Annotated in this window: 14 protein-coding genes; 6 read left to right on the forward strand and 8 right to left on the reverse strand. The window is 70.1% G+C overall.

Annotated elements, in window-relative coordinates; translation table 11 throughout:
* Positions 1-3: 3 nt before the first annotated feature.
* The gene (locus ACWGIH_RS19680) at positions 4-747 is read right to left on the reverse strand and encodes an ankyrin repeat domain-containing protein (protein WP_453450004.1); all 744 of its coding nucleotides are present in this window, start codon (positions 745-747) and stop codon (positions 4-6) included.
* 211 nt (positions 748-958) lie between these two features.
* Between ACWGIH_RS19680 and ACWGIH_RS19685 the strand changes: the two genes are divergently transcribed.
* Positions 959-1,156 carry a hypothetical protein gene (locus tag ACWGIH_RS19685; protein ID WP_453450003.1) on the forward strand — a complete coding sequence of 66 codons (198 nt, stop codon included), beginning with the start codon at positions 959-961 and terminating at the stop codon, positions 1,154-1,156.
* A gap of 696 nt (positions 1,157-1,852) precedes the next feature.
* Here the strand turns inward: ACWGIH_RS19685 and ACWGIH_RS19690 are convergent.
* Positions 1,853-2,581, reverse strand: coding sequence for a sigma factor-like helix-turn-helix DNA-binding protein (locus tag ACWGIH_RS19690; RefSeq protein ID WP_453450002.1), 729 nt, complete (start codon positions 2,579-2,581; stop codon positions 1,853-1,855).
* Between the two features lie 646 nt (positions 2,582-3,227).
* Here ACWGIH_RS19690 and ACWGIH_RS19695 point away from each other — a divergent pair.
* A complete protein-coding gene (locus ACWGIH_RS19695; RefSeq protein WP_453450001.1) occupies positions 3,228-5,285 on the forward strand; it encodes a SpoIIE family protein phosphatase in 2,058 nt (685 codons plus the stop codon).
* 7 nt (positions 5,286-5,292) lie between these two features.
* Here ACWGIH_RS19695 and ACWGIH_RS19700 read toward each other — a convergent pair whose 3' ends face one another.
* Positions 5,293-5,472 carry a hypothetical protein gene (locus ACWGIH_RS19700; RefSeq protein ID WP_453450000.1) on the reverse strand — a complete coding sequence of 60 codons (180 nt, stop codon included), beginning with the start codon at positions 5,470-5,472 and terminating at the stop codon, positions 5,293-5,295.
* A gap of 257 nt (positions 5,473-5,729) precedes the next feature.
* Between ACWGIH_RS19700 and ACWGIH_RS19705 the strand changes: the two genes are divergently transcribed.
* Entirely contained in the window at positions 5,730-6,569 is an 840-nt protein-coding gene (locus ACWGIH_RS19705; RefSeq protein ID WP_453450049.1) for an endonuclease/exonuclease/phosphatase family protein, read from the forward strand.
* Positions 6,570-6,621: 52 nt separating this feature from the next.
* On the opposite strand, the gene ACWGIH_RS19710 is transcribed toward ACWGIH_RS19705, so the two are convergent.
* From ACWGIH_RS19710 to ACWGIH_RS19725, 4 genes are all read right to left on the reverse strand, one after another.
* On the reverse strand, positions 6,622-7,626 hold the full coding sequence (locus ACWGIH_RS19710) for a DMT family transporter (RefSeq protein WP_453449999.1): 1,005 nt from the start codon (positions 7,624-7,626) through the stop codon (positions 6,622-6,624).
* 120 nt (positions 7,627-7,746) lie between these two features.
* Positions 7,747-10,251 carry an excinuclease ABC subunit UvrA gene (gene uvrA, locus ACWGIH_RS19715; protein ID WP_453449998.1) on the reverse strand — a complete coding sequence of 835 codons (2,505 nt, stop codon included), beginning with the start codon at positions 10,249-10,251 and terminating at the stop codon, positions 7,747-7,749.
* Between the two features lie 122 nt (positions 10,252-10,373).
* Positions 10,374-10,868, reverse strand: coding sequence for a hemerythrin domain-containing protein (locus tag ACWGIH_RS19720; protein ID WP_453449997.1), 495 nt, complete (start codon positions 10,866-10,868; stop codon positions 10,374-10,376).
* A gap of 222 nt (positions 10,869-11,090) precedes the next feature.
* Positions 11,091-11,576, reverse strand: a complete 486-nt coding sequence (locus tag ACWGIH_RS19725; protein WP_453449996.1) for an ATP-binding protein — start codon at positions 11,574-11,576, stop codon at positions 11,091-11,093.
* A 403-nt stretch (positions 11,577-11,979) separates the two neighbouring features.
* Here ACWGIH_RS19725 and ACWGIH_RS19730 point away from each other — a divergent pair, with 403 nt between their 5' ends.
* Genes ACWGIH_RS19730 through ACWGIH_RS19740 form a run of 3 tightly spaced genes read left to right on the forward strand, consistent with a single transcriptional unit; the run spans position 11,980 to position 14,473 of the window.
* Positions 11,980-12,792 (forward strand): alpha/beta fold hydrolase, encoded by an 813-nt coding sequence (locus tag ACWGIH_RS19730; RefSeq protein ID WP_453449995.1) that lies wholly within the window; start codon positions 11,980-11,982, stop codon positions 12,790-12,792.
* On the forward strand, positions 12,789-14,123 hold the full coding sequence (locus tag ACWGIH_RS19735) for a SpoIIE family protein phosphatase (RefSeq protein WP_453449994.1): 1,335 nt from the start codon (positions 12,789-12,791) through the stop codon (positions 14,121-14,123). The genes ACWGIH_RS19730 and ACWGIH_RS19735 overlap by 4 nt, the downstream gene beginning before the upstream one ends.
* Positions 14,120-14,473, forward strand: a complete 354-nt coding sequence (locus ACWGIH_RS19740; RefSeq protein WP_453449993.1) for an STAS domain-containing protein — start codon at positions 14,120-14,122, stop codon at positions 14,471-14,473. The genes ACWGIH_RS19735 and ACWGIH_RS19740 overlap by 4 nt, the downstream gene beginning before the upstream one ends.
* Here ACWGIH_RS19740 and ACWGIH_RS19745 read toward each other — a convergent pair.
* Positions 14,450-14,917, reverse strand: a complete 468-nt coding sequence (locus tag ACWGIH_RS19745) for a peroxiredoxin (RefSeq protein WP_453449992.1) — start codon at positions 14,915-14,917, stop codon at positions 14,450-14,452. The two genes, ACWGIH_RS19740 and ACWGIH_RS19745, sit on opposite strands and share 24 nt — an antisense overlap.
* Positions 14,918-15,174 lie beyond the last annotated feature (257 nt).

Here is a 15,174-nt window from a genome sequence, read left to right on the forward strand (position 1 = left end):
GGCTCACGCGAGATCCGCGCGCGCCTTGGCTCCCTGGATGAGCAGCCACTGGGTCACGTCATCGGAGTCCTGGGTGCGGGCGATGTCCAGGGGTGTCATGTCGTCGTAGCCGATCCAGTTCACATTCGCCCCATGGCGCAACAGGAGCTTGGCCGTGGGGAGTTGGCCGCCGTGGCAGGCGCCCCAGAAGGCGCTGGTGATTTCGGGCTCGGTGGGGGAGTCCGGGGCGGAGAGGAAGGTCTCCACCTGGTCGAGCAGGCCGAGGGTGGCAGCGTCCTGCAGGTCGGCGCGGGCTCCGTGCTCCAGAAGCCTGCGGGCCGCACGCCACTGGCCGAAGCCGCGCGCGTCGGCGAGCGGGGTGCCGCCACCGATGACGGCGCCGGATGCCTCGATGTCGGCACCGGCGGTGATGAGGGCGTCCAGCGCGGTGACGTCGTCGTTGCTGGCGGCCCAGTGCAGGGGCGTCTCGGTGTGGGCGCCGACGAAACGGGCGTCGGGGTCGGTGCCCGCGGCGACGAGGGTGGCGATGACCTCCGCGGCGTGCGGGCGGTGGCCGGGCCAATCGGTGGCGATGTGCAGCAGGCTCCGCCGACCCGCCGCGGGGCCGTCCTGACTGATCCAGCTGGTGGCCAGCGTGGAGTGGCCGGTCAGGAGTTGACGCAGCGCGGAGACGTCGCCCTTCTGGATCGCCTCGGTCACCGTGACGGCCAGCGGGCCCGAGGAATCGAGGATGTGCTCGCTGTGCATGAAGAGAAGGCCTCCTGCTAGGTACTGCCAGGTACTGCCAGGTGCTGATCGGTACGGCTCGGTACCGCCGGGAACCGCTCGGTCCTGCCGGATCAGTCTGGCCCAGATCCAAGGACGCGGGGGCCTGTTCATGGTGTCGACGGGGTACGCGAACCCCACAGTCGTGGACGGCAAGAGACCCGCCGACGCCACGTACAGGGAAGGAACCCCCATGATCTCTCTCCCCAGCCTCAAGCGTCTTGCCGCACTGACCGCCGTTTCGACGGCCGCGATCGGCGGCACCACGGCAGCCACGATCAGCGCGGGAGCGCCCGATGCCGTGACCCTCGCAGCCGCGGTCGGCGCCTTCGGAGTCGCCGCGGTCGCAGGCGCGGTCCGCCTCGGCGCCAAACCGGCTTCCGCAGCCTGACGGCGCGTCGCACCCCTCGCCCCGACCCTGGACGACGTCGACTACCTGCCTGTCGGACACGCGGAAATCTATGTCGGCCGTAGTAGACATTGGGTGGTGGTGTGGTTATGGTTTCTCTCGTAGCCGAGATCGAGCAAGGCCCGGCAGACAAGAACTGCCGGGCAGCAGTACGAGTAGTCAGCAGTGCAGGTAGTACGAGCAGTACCAGTGGTTCGCAGGACGGTGCGGTGGTGGAGTTCCGAAGCCAGAGCGGTTGAAGGACGGCGACGGGGCTGACGACCGGACCGGGTGGCCCGCAGTGATCAGGGGCCGCCACGAGCAGGACGAAGTACCCGCAGTGGCAGCAGTACGCAGTTCCCGTTCAGTGAGATCAGGTTCAGCGAGTTCAGAGGGAAAGAACGGAGGAGCGAGGCGCCATCAGGATCGCCCGGGTGAAGTGTTGGGCCCGGGTACCGCAGGACATCGATAGTGAGGTGGTCTTCGGTCGAGCAACCGCGATCCCCGTACTCCCGGCGGCAGTTCGGTCGGGATTGCGGAAACAGAAGGCCGACGCAGTGTCAGGGTCGGCAGATGGTGTAGCAGTTCCTTCGGGGCCCGGGTGCCGATATGGCACCCGGGCCCCTCCACGTGTTCCCGGCGGTCAGGCGGCCGCCTGCCGCGGTGAGCCACGGCCCGGTCGGCCCGTTCGGCGAACCGTCATGGCGTGGTCGCGATGGTGAACGCGACGAGGGCGGTGAGGATGGCCACGGCTGACCAGACGGCGCGGGTGAGCGCGCGGATCCGCCGTTCGGCGTCCTCGCGTACAGAGGCCGGGTGGCTCACGGTGCTGCCCGACATGCTCTCGAGGAACGCGGCGAGTGATTGCCGCGTCGCGTCCCACGGCTGATCGGGGCGCAGTTCGCGGAGAGCGGCGCGCGCGTCGAGCAATCTGTTGCGGGTGGCGGCGGTGCCGGCCTCGGTCTCGGCGGCTGCTTCGGACACGCTCAGGCCCAGTCCGTCGCACAGGACGAGCGCGCGCCGCTGCCGGGGAGGGAGTGCGAGTATCGCGCGCAGCAGTGAGTCGGCCGGGGCCCGGGAGGGGCGGAGAAACAGTCTACGGAGGCGGTGCCAGGGTGACAGGGCGTAGGTGTGTGCCTGGATGCGCACCCATCCCACCGGGTCGGTGTCCCGGGCGACTTCGGGCCAGTGGTCCCAAGCCTGGTGGAACGCGTGCTCGGCGGACTCGAAGGCCAGCCGGAGACAGCCCGTGAGTACGTGTGCCTGGCGGATCAACCCAGGGGCGGCGTAGACGTACAGAGCGTCGAACGCGTCTTCTGGCGTGAGTGCCGGAGCGGGGGCGCGGGGTGTGGGGAGGGTACAGAGCGGGAGGCCGTGCTCGTGTGGAGGAACTGTCGCGGGCTCTGCGCCGAGCGCGCGCAGCAGCATGATGCGGCTCCTCGCCGACGGCTCGGCGCGTGCGGTTCGGGGGCCGACGGCCGGAGGGCTCTCGTGCGGCGTCTCGCCTGGAGCGTCGAGGCTCCCGACTTGTGCGGCGATCTCTCGTCTCCTTGCTCCACGGCGGTTGCGTCGAGTCGAGGCTGGGCTCGGCGCGTCTGGCGTCGAGGCTCGGTGCGTCGCTCCCGGGCCCTGTGCGGGCGGCCGCTCATCTCGCATGCCGTCGCTTCCAACACCACTGGCACTGACGGGGTTTCGCCTTCGCGTGCCGGAATTGACGTTCGAGCAAAGGGAAGTTGCCGACCGCGTCGGCGACACGCGCGCTCCGGAGAGGGCGCCACGGCTCGACGCCGGGGGTCGTTGCCGACCGTACCCGTTCTAGATCGACTGATGTGTCTCGACATTCCTGAGCGAACTGACAACGAACTGATGCGGCAGTCTGGCATATGCCCCACAGCGGCTGGACGCCCCACTGATCAGGCGTGATGGCTGTGGCATATGTCACGAGCGCCGACTTCGCAGGCTCCGGTATCGGACTTCGCAGCGCTGTCGGGTCGTGCTGAGGTCAGGCGCGGGTGAGCATGGAAGGGCCGTGTCCCGGCGATGGGCAGGGCGGGCGAGGCGGGAGGCGTTCGTCATGCGCGACAGCGAACCGGTGTCCGACGCCGATGGCCCCGGCGCGACCTTGCCGCCGGGCGGGCTCATGGACCTGCTGGGCGTCTGCGCGGTCGTCCTGGACCACTCCGGGCGCATCGTGCTGTGGAGCCCGCAGGCCGAAGAGGTCTTCGGCTACACGGCCAAGGAAGCGCTGGGTTGCTACGCCGCGCACCTGCTCGTCGACCAGCGGCACCGCGACCTGGCGGCCGGACTGTTCTCCCAGGTGATGGCCACCGGGACGAGCTGGGCCGGTGCCTTCCCGGTCCGCCACAAGGACGGGGTCAACCGACTTGTGGAGTTCCGCAACATGCGGCTGCTCGACGAAGGCGGCGAGGTCTACGCACTCGGGATCGCGGCCGGTCAGCAGGTGCTCCACCGCATGGAGACGGGCCTGGCACTGTGCGAGAAGCTGGTGTCCCAGTCGCCCATGGGCATAGCGCTGCTCGATCACGAACTGCGCTATCTCCTGGTCAATCCCGCACTGGAACGGATCAACGGCCTGCAGGCGGCCGACCACATCGGCCGCCACCCCCGTGACATCCTCACCTTCCTCGACGTCGACACGATCGAGTCCTGCTTGCGCGAGGTGCTCGCCACCGGGACCCCGATCATCGACCGCTACGTCGTCGGCCGCACCCCCGCCGATCCGGATCGCGACCATGCCTGGTCGGTGTCGTACTACCGCCTTGAGGGAGCCCACGGGCAGCTGATGGGGGTGGCCAACTCGGTGGTGGACATCACCGAGCGCCACCGTGCCGAGGCCGAGGCGGAGCGGGGACGCCGCAGACTCGCCCTGCTCGCCACGGCCGCCGCGAGCGTGGGCACCACATTGGAGGTGGAGCGGACGGCGCAGGAACTGGCCGACGTGATGGTGCCCGACCTGGCCGACATCGCCGCGGTGGACATCCTCGACTCGGCACTCGAACTGCGGCACGGCGCCGATGCCGACGGACCGCGCCGGTTCAGGGCGCTCGGCCTGGCGAGGGCCTATCCCTCCGAAGCAGCTGTCGCCGCCGACCAGCTCGGCGACCTGGCCTCATACCGCGCGGACCGCCTGATCACCCAATGCGTCCGCACCGGCCGACCCGTGCTCGTGCCCGACGTCGGCGCGGCGGATCTGGAGCACATCGCCCGTGACCCGGACGCCGCGCGGCTCCTGGCCCGCTCCGGCGTCCACTCCTACCTCGCGGTGCCGCTCACCGCCCACCAGGAGGTTCTGGGAGCCGTGGACCTGGTGCGCGCCCGCAACACGGACCCGTTCGACGACGACGATGTCCTGCTGGCCGGGGAACTCGCCCACCGGGCCGCCATCGCCATCGACAACGCCCGCTGGCACCAGAGCATTCGCCGCACCGCGGAAACCCTCCAGCGCAGCCTCCTGCCCGGGCCCCCGCCCCCGCTGCACGGACTGGACATCGCCTCCCGCTACCAGCCGGCCCAGATCTCGTGCGCGGTGGGCGGCGATTGGTACGACATCATCCCGCTGGACGGCGACCGCACCGCCCTGGTCGTGGGTGACGTCATGGGCCACGGCATCGACGCCGCCGCGACGATGGGCCGCCTGCGTACCGCCACCCAGGCCTTCGCCGACCTGGCCATGCCTCCCGACGAAGTGCTGCGCCACCTCGACACGACCACCGCCAGACTGGAAACCCACATCGCCACCTGCGTCTACGCCGTCTACGACCCCCACCGCCACACATGCCACATCGCCAACGCAGGCCACATGCCTCCCGCGCTGATTCCCCAGGGCCGCCCGCCGCGCCTGCTGACACTGCCCGAGGGCACCCCCCTCGGAGTCGGTCACGCGCAGTACAGCACCATCGAACTGGAACTGAACCCCGGCGACCGCCTCGTCCTGTACACCGACGGCCTGGTCGAGACCCGCCACCACACCATCGACGCACGCCTGGACGAGCTCCTCGAGCTCCTCGACCACAGCGGCCCCTTGCAGGCCACCTGCACCCACCTCCTGGAGGCCCTGTGCGACGGGGACACCACCGACGACATCGCGCTCCTCATCGCTCAAGCCAGCTAGGGGAGTGTCAGGCGCGCTTCGGCGGACAGAGGATCGTCGTGTCCAGCGGACCCAGGGTGACGACGGACTCGGAGATCCCGGAGGTCCAGACGGTGTCGCAGACCGTGCAGGTGAAACGGTCGGAGAGGCCGTCCGTGTGACGGCCGCAGCTCGGGCACTGTTCCGTCGTGAAGTACGCGTCTGCCATGGCTGTGCACCCGTCCCTAGGCTTTTCGTCCGATCAAGTCGCCGGGCCCCGCTGTGCGTCCTGAACACGTACGAGGACGTGTACCGGATGATGCCCCACCAGTGAAGCGGACGGGTAGGGCGGATGTGGTGGTGATGGCGGTGCCGGTCGGCGTGGCGTACGGGGAAGGAACGGAAGTACGTGTTGCCGGCGACCTTCGTCCCATAACCTCGTGCGTGGAGAAGTCCGATGCTGTGTGCATCCACATGGAGGAGGCGATGGTGCTCGCAAGGACCACGCGGTTGCTCGCGGGCGCCATGGCCCTGGCCTGCCTGGTGCTCATCGGTCCGAGCGCACCGAGCGACGCCCTCCTCGGCGGATCGCGGCCCGTCGACGCCGTCAGGGATGTCGTGCCGAACCGGGTCATGACCTGGAACATCTGCAATCCCTGCGAGGAGAGCGACGTGGACCGGGCCGCGGAGATCGCCTCGTACGCGCCCCAGGTCATCGGTCTGCAGGAAGCGTGCGTGGGTGACGTCCAAAGGATCCGGGACTATCTGGAGTACCTGCACGGGCTGGTCTATCACGTCGAGTACGGCTCGGTCCTGAGCAGTTGGGGCCGCTGCGGGGGAGTGCCCTGGAGCCCGGGAGGCTTTGGTCAGGCGGTCCTCTCGGCGGCGCCGATGACCGACCGCGTGAACGAGGAGTACCCCGACGGCGGTTCCGAGGACCGTGGGTACATGGCGGTCACCACGACCGTGGGCGGGCGGTCCGTACGGGTCTTCAACACCCACCTCGCCCAGCGACAGCAAGAAGAGGTCCGGGCGGACCAGGTCGGTGTACTGGCCACCGCCGTCGCCCGGCACGACCGCGCCATCGTGCTCGGCGACTTCAACGCCGTGCCGGAGGCTCCCGAGCTCTCCCGGATATGGGATCTGGCCGCGGACACGGACGAGCAGTGCCGGCCCTCGTCCGTCGGCACCTGCAAGCCGACCACCGACTGGCTCAGCAAGTTCGACTACGTCTTCCTGCGAGGCATCGCCCCGCTGAGACACCGCGTACACCTCACCTCGTACTCGGACCACAACCTGCTGCACACCGATGTGGACCCGGGCTGACCGGCGCGGGAAGCCGACGCGGGCGCGCCGACCAGCGCGTGACGCCCGCTCTCTAGCGCGCGGACGGGCCGTCCGCTCGCTCCGCGTCCCCGGCACGCACCGCGCTGCCCGAAGCGACCACCCGGCCCGTCCGCGTGCCCGTCAGCGCCGCGAGTGCCACCGCGGCCAGGGCAAGCGCCACGCCCGCGACAGTCGCCGCCGTGACGTCCGTGTCGCCGTGCGGCAGCAGCAGATCGAGGGCCAGTGAACCGACCAACTGGCCGGTGATCGTGCACAGTCCGAGGAGGAGGACGCCCAGCTTCTGCACCGCGGCGACCGCGATGGTGATGAAGGAGATGCCGACCAGGCCGCCGAGATAGACGTAGGGCTCGGTCGGCAGGCGGGACGGTACCCCGGCGGCCACGGCGTGGATCAGGAAGATCACGCTCAGCGCGGCGGTCCCGGCGGCGAAGTTGAAGAACGTCCCCGCGTACGCGGACCCCGCGGCGTTCTTCACATGCCCGTTGACCGCCTGCTGCCAGCTCACGCACACCCCCGCGACCAGCGGCAGCACCAGCATCAAGTAGGGGAATCCGCCGCCCAGTTTGTCCGCCATCGACAGTCCCACGGCCGCGAGCACGAGCACCGCGCCGACGACCCTGCGTCGGGTGGGCCGCTGCGGCCCGGCGGGACCGAGACCCATCCGGTCGAAGAGCAGGCCCCCGGTGACCTGGCCCGCGACGATCGCGACCGTGAACAGTGCGACCCCGAGCGCTCCGACGGTCAGCCCCTGGGCGAGCAGGAAGGCAGCTCCGCCGAAGCCGCCGAGCACCTGCCACCACTTGAGCCGCCTGCCGCGTACGTCCGCGAGCACCAGGCCGACCCCGCGGCGCGGCCCGGGCAGGACGAGGAGACCCAGGGCCAGTACGACGAATCCCGAGCCGAACGAGATCACCGCGGCCGCGAAACCGTCGCCGCCGAGCCCGGCGGCGAGCTCACCGGTGATACGCGCTTGCAGGGATATCAGGGTGCCGGAGAAGACGGCGAGGAGCAGCCAGGGAGCTGCGGCGGCGGGCATGTGCGTACCACTTCTGGACGGGGGCGAATGATCACTCCTTTCTAACTGATCGGTCTGCCCTCGGGCGGGGCGGGCCGGATGACGAGACGCCTCAGGGTCCGCCCGCGTCGCCGTCCCGGCTCAGGAGCGCCGCAGCCGCGGCGCGAGGTAGGGGGCGGTGGCGCTCCGTTTCGACCGGGCGATCTTGGCGGGCGTGCCGGTCGCCACCACCCGGCCTCCCGCGTCGCCGCCGCCCGGGCCGAGGTCGATGACCCAGTCGGCGGTGGCGATCGTGTCGAGGTCGTGCTCGACCAGGACGACCGTGTTGTCGGCGTCGACGAGCCGGTGCAGCTGTCGGAGCAGCAGGGCGATGTCCGCGGGGTGCAGGCCCGCGGTCGGCTCGTCGAGCAGGTAGAGCGCGTGACCGCGGCGGGCCCGCTGGAGCTCGGTGGCGAGCTTGATGCGCTGGGCCTCGCCACCGCTGAGCTCCGTCGCCGGCTGGCCGAGCCGCAGGTATCCCAGGCCCACCTCCCGGAGTGTTTCGAGGCTTCGGGAGGCGGCGGGCACATCGGCGAGGAACGTGGCGGCGTCGTCGACGGACATCGCGAGCACGTCCGCAATGTTCATGTCCCGGTAGGTGACTTCCAGGGTCTCGGCGTTGTACCGCGCGCCGTGGCACGTGGGGCACGGGGCATAGGTTCCCGGCAGGAACAGCAGCTCGACCGTGACGAACCCTTCGCCCTGGCACGTCTCGCACCTGCCATCGGGAACGTTGAAGGAGAAGCGGCCGGGCGAGTAGCCGCGCTCCCGGGCCTCGTCCGTCGCCGCGTACAGCTTGCGTACGGCATCGAACATTCCGGTGTACGTCGCCAGGTTGGAGCGGGGCGTACGGCCGATGGGCCGCTGGTCGACGCGGACCAGCCGGTCGAAGGATTCGAGGCCTTCCGCGTCCTGCACGTCGATTTCGAGCTCCGCCTGGCCGGGCTCCCCGTACTCGCCGTGGTCCGCGTGCTCCTCGTGCTCTTCGGGCGCGAGCCCGAGGTGGCCGCGCACGACCTCGGCGAGCACCTGGGTGACCAGCGTCGACTTTCCGGAGCCCGAGACGCCGGTGACCGCCGTCAGCACGCCGAGCGGCACGTCCACGGAGACGTCCCGCAGGTTGTGCCGGGACACCCCGCGCAGGTGCAGCCACCCCTGCGGCTTGCGGGGGCGACGGGCGACCGGCTCGGCGCGTCCGAACAGATAGCCGCTGGTGGCCGACTCCTCGACCTTTTCGAGACCGGCGACCGGACCGCTGTAGAGCACCCGTCCGCCCGCCTCCCCGGCGCCGGGCCCGATGTCGACGACCCAGTCCGCGCGCCGTACGACGTCCATGTCGTGCTCCACGACGAACAGTGAGTTGCCCGCGGCCTTGAGCCGGTCCAGGACATCGAGCAGTGGCTCCGCGTCGGCGGGGTGCAGCCCGGCGGACGGTTCGTCGAGCACGTACACGACGCCGAACAGGCCGGAACGCAGCTGGGTGGCGATCCGCAGGCGCTGCGCCTCACCGGGCGAGAGGGTGGTCGAGCGGCGGCCGAGGCTGAGGTAGCCGAGCCCGAGGCCGAGCAGCACCTCGACGCGTGCGACCACGTCGGCGCAGATCCGTACGGCGACCTCGGTGCTCTCCCCGGACCGGGCTGACGAGGTGGCGGCCGAGGCCTCCGGAAGTTCCGCGACGGGCCGCAGCAGGTCCGCCACCTCGGCGAGTGGCATCGCGTTGACCTCGGCGACGGAATGCCCCGCGAAGGTGACCGCGAGCGCCTCGGGCCGCAAGCCGCTGCCCCCGCATTCGGGGCAGGGCACCCCTTGGACGAACCGCATCGCGCGGTCGCGCATCCGCTGGCTCTTGGAGTCGGCGAGGACATGCATGACGTGCTTGCGGGCGCTCCAGAACGTGCCGTAGTAGCCGTAGTCGATGCGCCCCGGCTCGGGCTCGATGAGCACGGACGGCTGCTCGTCGGTGTAGAGCAGCCACTCCCTGTCCTTCTTCTTCAGCCTGCGCCACGGCCTGTCGATGTCGATGCCGAGGCCGCTCACGACGGAGCGCAGGTTGGCGCCCTGCCAGGCGCCCGGCCAGGCCGCGATGGCGCCGTCCCGGATGCTCAGCGACGGGTCCGGGACGAGCAGCTCCTCGGTCACGTCGTGCACGGCACCGAGCCCGTGGCACTCGGGGCAGGCGCCCGCCGACGTGTTGGGCGAGAACGCCTCGGCCTCCAGCCGCTCGGCGCCCGGCGGATAGGTCCCGGCGCGGGAGTAGAGGATGCGCAGCAGGTTGGACAGCGTGGTGAGCGTGCCGACCGTGGATCGCGAGCTGGGCGCCCCGCGGCGTTGCTGCAGCGCCACGGCGGGCGGCAGTCCGGTGATCTCCTGCACGTGCGGCGCACCGACCTGCTGCAGCAGCCGTCGGGCGTAGGGAGCGACGGACTCGAAGTACCGGCGCTGGGCCTCGGCATAGAGCGTGCCGAAGGCGAGCGAGGACTTGCCCGAGCCGGAGACACCGGTGAAGGCGACCATCGCGTCCCGGGGAACGTCCACGTCCACGTTCCGCAGATTGTGCTCGTTGGCTCCCCGGACACGCACGCAATGGCCGACCGCGTTTTCTTCCATGGAATGTTCTTTAACCGTTCAGGACGCCGCGGCTGGCCGCCACGCGAATGAAACGGTTCCCAGGAACGTCAATCCTTCTGGAGGTGTCAGCCCTTCTGGAGGTGTCAGCCTTTCTGGAAATGTCAGCCCTTCACGACGCGGCGGACATTGTCGATGCTTCCGCAGCCCGCCTTGAGGTGCTTGTCGCGTTCCTTGGTGAAAGCGGTGCCCAATTCCTCGCGGCGTTCCATGGCCACGTTCTCGCGTGCGCCGTTGAGGATCGTGCGCTCCTCCTCGTCGGTGTGGTGGGTGACCGCCTCGACGAGCTTCTCCAGTTTCTCGTCCCAGTCGTCGGAGCCGACGTCGTCCACCTCGAGGAGGGCAAGCAGCGCCTCGTTGCCCTCCTCGTGCTCCTCGACGCCGTGCTCGACCTCTTCGTTGTCGATGTCCCGGTAGCGCCTGAGGGCGGGGTAGACCTCGGCCTCCTCCGCGAGCGCGTGCGCGATGAGCAGGTCGGCGAACTTCTTCAGGGCCTCTGCCCGCTCGGCCTCCACGCTGCGCATGGCGCGGAACAGCTCTTCCATCCGCCGGTGATCGTCGAGGATCAGTTCCACGACGTCCGTGGCCTTGTCCGGCATGTCGGCTCTCCTTCTCGGCTGGGGGCAGCGGGCTCAGCACGCGAGCGCGTTCGTGCCGAGCGATTCGTGGTGAGCGACTGCGTGCACATGCGTTGTGTGCACATATGTCTCCTACAGATACCTAGCGCGCTCGCCGTTCCACGAGGTGCCTCGCGTACCCCGCCGTCGCGTGTGTCACTCCTGCGGCCTACCCAGGGCGAGAGCTCCGGCGCCGTGAGGGGATCAGTGGGCGCTGCGGGGAATGCCGACTCCGCGGGCACCGGCGGCCGACTCGCCGACCAGGGCGATGTGGGCGGTGACGCGCTTGCCGGCCGGTTCGAGCTGGACCTGGAAATCTTGCGCGACGGCCTTGACGATCTCCAGCCCGTGCCCACCGATTCTGTGCGGGTCCTCGGAGCGTGCGACGGGGCGGACGCGGGCGCTGTCGTGCACGGTCACCGCCACCGTGTCGTCCTCGATGCGCAGCTCCATCAGCATCGGGCCGGGGGCGTACTTGCGGGCGTTGGTGACCAGTTCGCTGACCACCAGTTGCGTCAGGTCCATCGCGCGGGCGGAGATGTCGACGTCCCTGTCCGCCTGGGCGCGGGTGAGGAAGTCGAGGGCGAGGTGACGTGCTTCCGCGATGGAGGAGTCTCCGTCGTCCAAAGGAACGGCGACAGCCATGAGCTGCGCTGCCGTCGTCTCGCCGCCACTACCGGCTGACTCCATTTCCTCTCCACCTTCGTCCCCGCGTCCCCGTTTCCTGCTCACCTACCCTGCTGGACGCATCGCATTCTGCTCTGATTCGGATCGATGATCCGTTCGAGCGAAGCTGTCTGCGCGAACCATCGGGCAGGCTGCCGGCGCGTGCCCGGGCCCTGCGCCGCACCAGCGAGTGCAGTCGAGAACATGGTGACAGACACACGCCAAAGACACCTCGCGCTTCACGCCCTTACCCATCGGAAGGGGAATGCGGAAGGGGGGTGAGGTGCGGACACGCGCCTCGGGCGGACGGCGCGGGCCTCGAAGCGATACGCCGGTCGGCCCGGCGGCGGTACAAGGCGTGACCAGGCGCGGGCCGCACGCCGGCCTCGATGAAACAGTCGTCCGGGATTCTGCGACGATGTGGCCCATGGCTGCAGTGAGCAGAAATCATGTGACGGTCACCGGCCGCGCCGGAGGGCCTGTGGTGATGCTGGCGCACGGGTTCGGATGCGACCAGAACCTGTGGCGGTTCGTGGTGCCGCTCCTTGAGCGCGATTACACCGTGGTCCTGTTCGACCACGTCGGAGCCGGGCGCTCCGATCTGTCGGCGTGGAGCGAGGAACGCTATTCCTCGCTCGAGGGCTATGTGGAAGATGTGCTGGAGATCTGCCATGAGCTCGAGCTCGGCCCGGTGACGTTCGTGGGGCACTCGGTGAGCGCGATGATGGGCGTCCTCGCCGCCGCGCGGGAGCCGGAGGCCTTCACCGGTCTGGTGCTGCTGGCCCCGTCGCCGTGCTTCATCGACGATCCGGCCGCGGGGTATCGCGGCGGCTTCAGTGCCGAGGACATCGATGAACTCCTCGCCTCGCTGGACGCGAACTATCTGGGCTGGTCGGGTGCCATGGCTCCGGTGATCATGGGCAATCCCGAGCGGCCGGAACTGGGCGAGGAACTGACCAACAGCTTCTGCCGCACCGATCCGGACATCGCCCGCGTCTTCGCCCGTGTCACGTTCCTTTCCGACAACCGCGAGGACCTCGGCAAGGTCAGCGTGCCCACTCTGGTCGCTCAGTGCTCCCGTGACGCGATCGCGCCCCCGGAGGTCGGAGCCTTCGTCAACGACCGGATCTCCGGCAGCCGTCTCGTCACCCTGAACGCGACCGGCCACTGCCCTCAGCTCGCCGCACCGGAGGAGACGGCCGCCGCGATCACCGGCTTCGTCGGAGGCGCGAGACCATGATGAGCAAAACCAGTGACAGCGGGGGCGGGGAACCCTCGGAGCCGGAGGAACAGCCCGAGGAGCAGCACGAGGAGCAGTCCGGAGAGCAGCGCGAGGAGCAGTCCGGAGAGCAGTCCACGGGCGACTCCGCGGCGTTCTCCGCTCTGCTGGAGGACAGCGCCGAGGATCTGTACGAGCACGCGCCGTGCGGATACGTCTCCACGCTTCTCGACGGCACCATCGCCAAGATCAACACGACGCTGCTCGGCTGGCTCGGATACGCCCGCGAGGACCTGGTGGGTCGCAAGGCATTCTCCGACCTGCTGACCGTGGGCGGCCGGCTCTACCACGAGACGCACTTCGGGCCCCTGCTGCAGATGCAGGGCGAGCTCAGCGGTGTCGCCCTGGAACTCAGGACGGCCGACGGCAGCCGCCTGCCCGTCCTGGTGACCTCCACGGTCAAGACCGGCAGCGACGGACAGCCGCTGCTCATCCGTACGACTGTCTTCGACGCACGCGACCGCCGCTCGTACGAGACCGAACTGCTGCGCGCCAGGCAGGAAGCGGAACGCGAGCGCGAAGAGCTCAAGCGACTCAACGCCGTCCTCCAGCAGACGCTGTTGCCTCCGGCGCTCGTGAGCGTGCCGGGTCTTGAGGTGGCCGCTCACTACCACATCGCCTCCACGGACATGGTCGGCGGCGACTTCTACGATCTGTTCCCCCTCGCCGCCGGGACGTGGGGTCTGTTTCTGGGGGACGTGTGCGGCAAGGGCGCCGGCGCCGCGGCCATCACCTCGCTGGCCCGGTACACCCTGCGCGCCGCCGCCGTCTACGATCCCGATCCGGTCGCGGTCCTCGCCAACCTCAACACCGTCCTCAACCACGAGTACAACGGCGACGACCCCCGCTTCTGCACGGTCATCTTCGGACTGCTCACCCCCGACCCCGATGGGGGCGGCTTCCGCATCACCCTGGCCAGCGGCGGCCACCCCCCGGCCCTGCTCATGCGCGCGGACGGCAGCGCCGACCAACTGCCCACCCCCGGCGGGCAGCTCATCGGGGTCCTGCCCGACGCGCACATCGCCACCACGACCGTCTGCCTCGCGGCAGGCGACACCCTGCTGCTGCACACCGACGGCCTCACCGAAGCCCACACGGCTTCGAACAGCGACGACGACCGCTACGGGGACGAGGCCCTCCTCGGCTTCACCCAGGCGCTGGCACCGACGACCGCCCCGACCGCCGTCGCGGCGATCCGCGACCTGCTCGACACCTTCGGCACCGGCGTCGAGGACGACACCGCCGTCCTCGCCGTCAGCGTGCCCCTACCGACCGGCGAAGAGCAGCAGTGACCCACCTCTCCATCCGCACCCGGACCACCGCCTCGGGGCCCGTCGTCGAACTGACGGGAGAACTCGATCACGAGAGCTGCTCCCAGCTCCGCGGAGTCCTGCCCGGCCTTGCCCTGCAGCCGGGCCAACGGCTCGTGATCGACCTGACGGGCATCACCCTCTGCGATTCGAGCGGCATCAGCGCACTGATCGCCGCCCGCAACCGCGCCCTCGCCGCCGGCGCGGCCATCGCCCTGGCGGCGGTGCCCGAACGCGTCAGCCGCGTCCTCACCCTGGTGGGCCTGAGTCAGATCTTCCCCACGTACCCCACGGCGCACGCGGCGGGTCTACCGGGCGGCGGCAGCCCGTAGAGCCGCCAGTGCCCGGTCGGCGTGGGCGCTCATCCGGAACTCGCTGCGGACCACCTCGATCACGCGCCGGTCGGTGCCGATGACGAAAGTGGTCCGCTTGGTGGGCAGGGGGCCGAAGCCGCGTGCCACGCCGAACCGGCCGCGCACGATGCCCTCCGGGTCGGACAGCAGCGGGAACCCGAAGGTGTGCCGCCCCGCGAACTCGCGCTGGCGCTCCACCGCGTCCGCGCTGATCCCCACCGGCCTGGCGCCCACCGCCGCGAACTCCGCCGCCAGGTCCCGGAAGTGGCAGGCCTGGGCGGTGCAGCCGGGAGTCATGGCCGCCGGGTAGAAGAACACCACCACCGGACCGTCGGACAGGAGCGCCATAAGGGACGTGGACGTGCCCGTCTCGTCGGGCAGGGTGAAGTCCTCGACGAGTGAGCCGACTTGTACGCGGGTCATCGCTGACCTCCTCGTCCGGCGCGGAGGAGGGCGGGCGAGAAGGGGAGAAGGGGGCGAGGTGGCGACGCGGACACGGGGTCTCCAGACGGCTCGGCAGCACAGGGCAGCGTGGCTCGCGATACTACTCGCCGGTAAGGAGACGTGTGCTCGGCTGGGTTGCTCGGGGGTGGGACCCGGTTGAGCCGGCCGGGGGCGAGACCCGGCCCGATCGGTCGTGCGTTGTCTGAGCCCCTGGGGCGGCCCTGGCGCCCCAGGGA

It is taken from the genome of Streptomyces sp. NPDC054872, assembly GCF_053610705.1.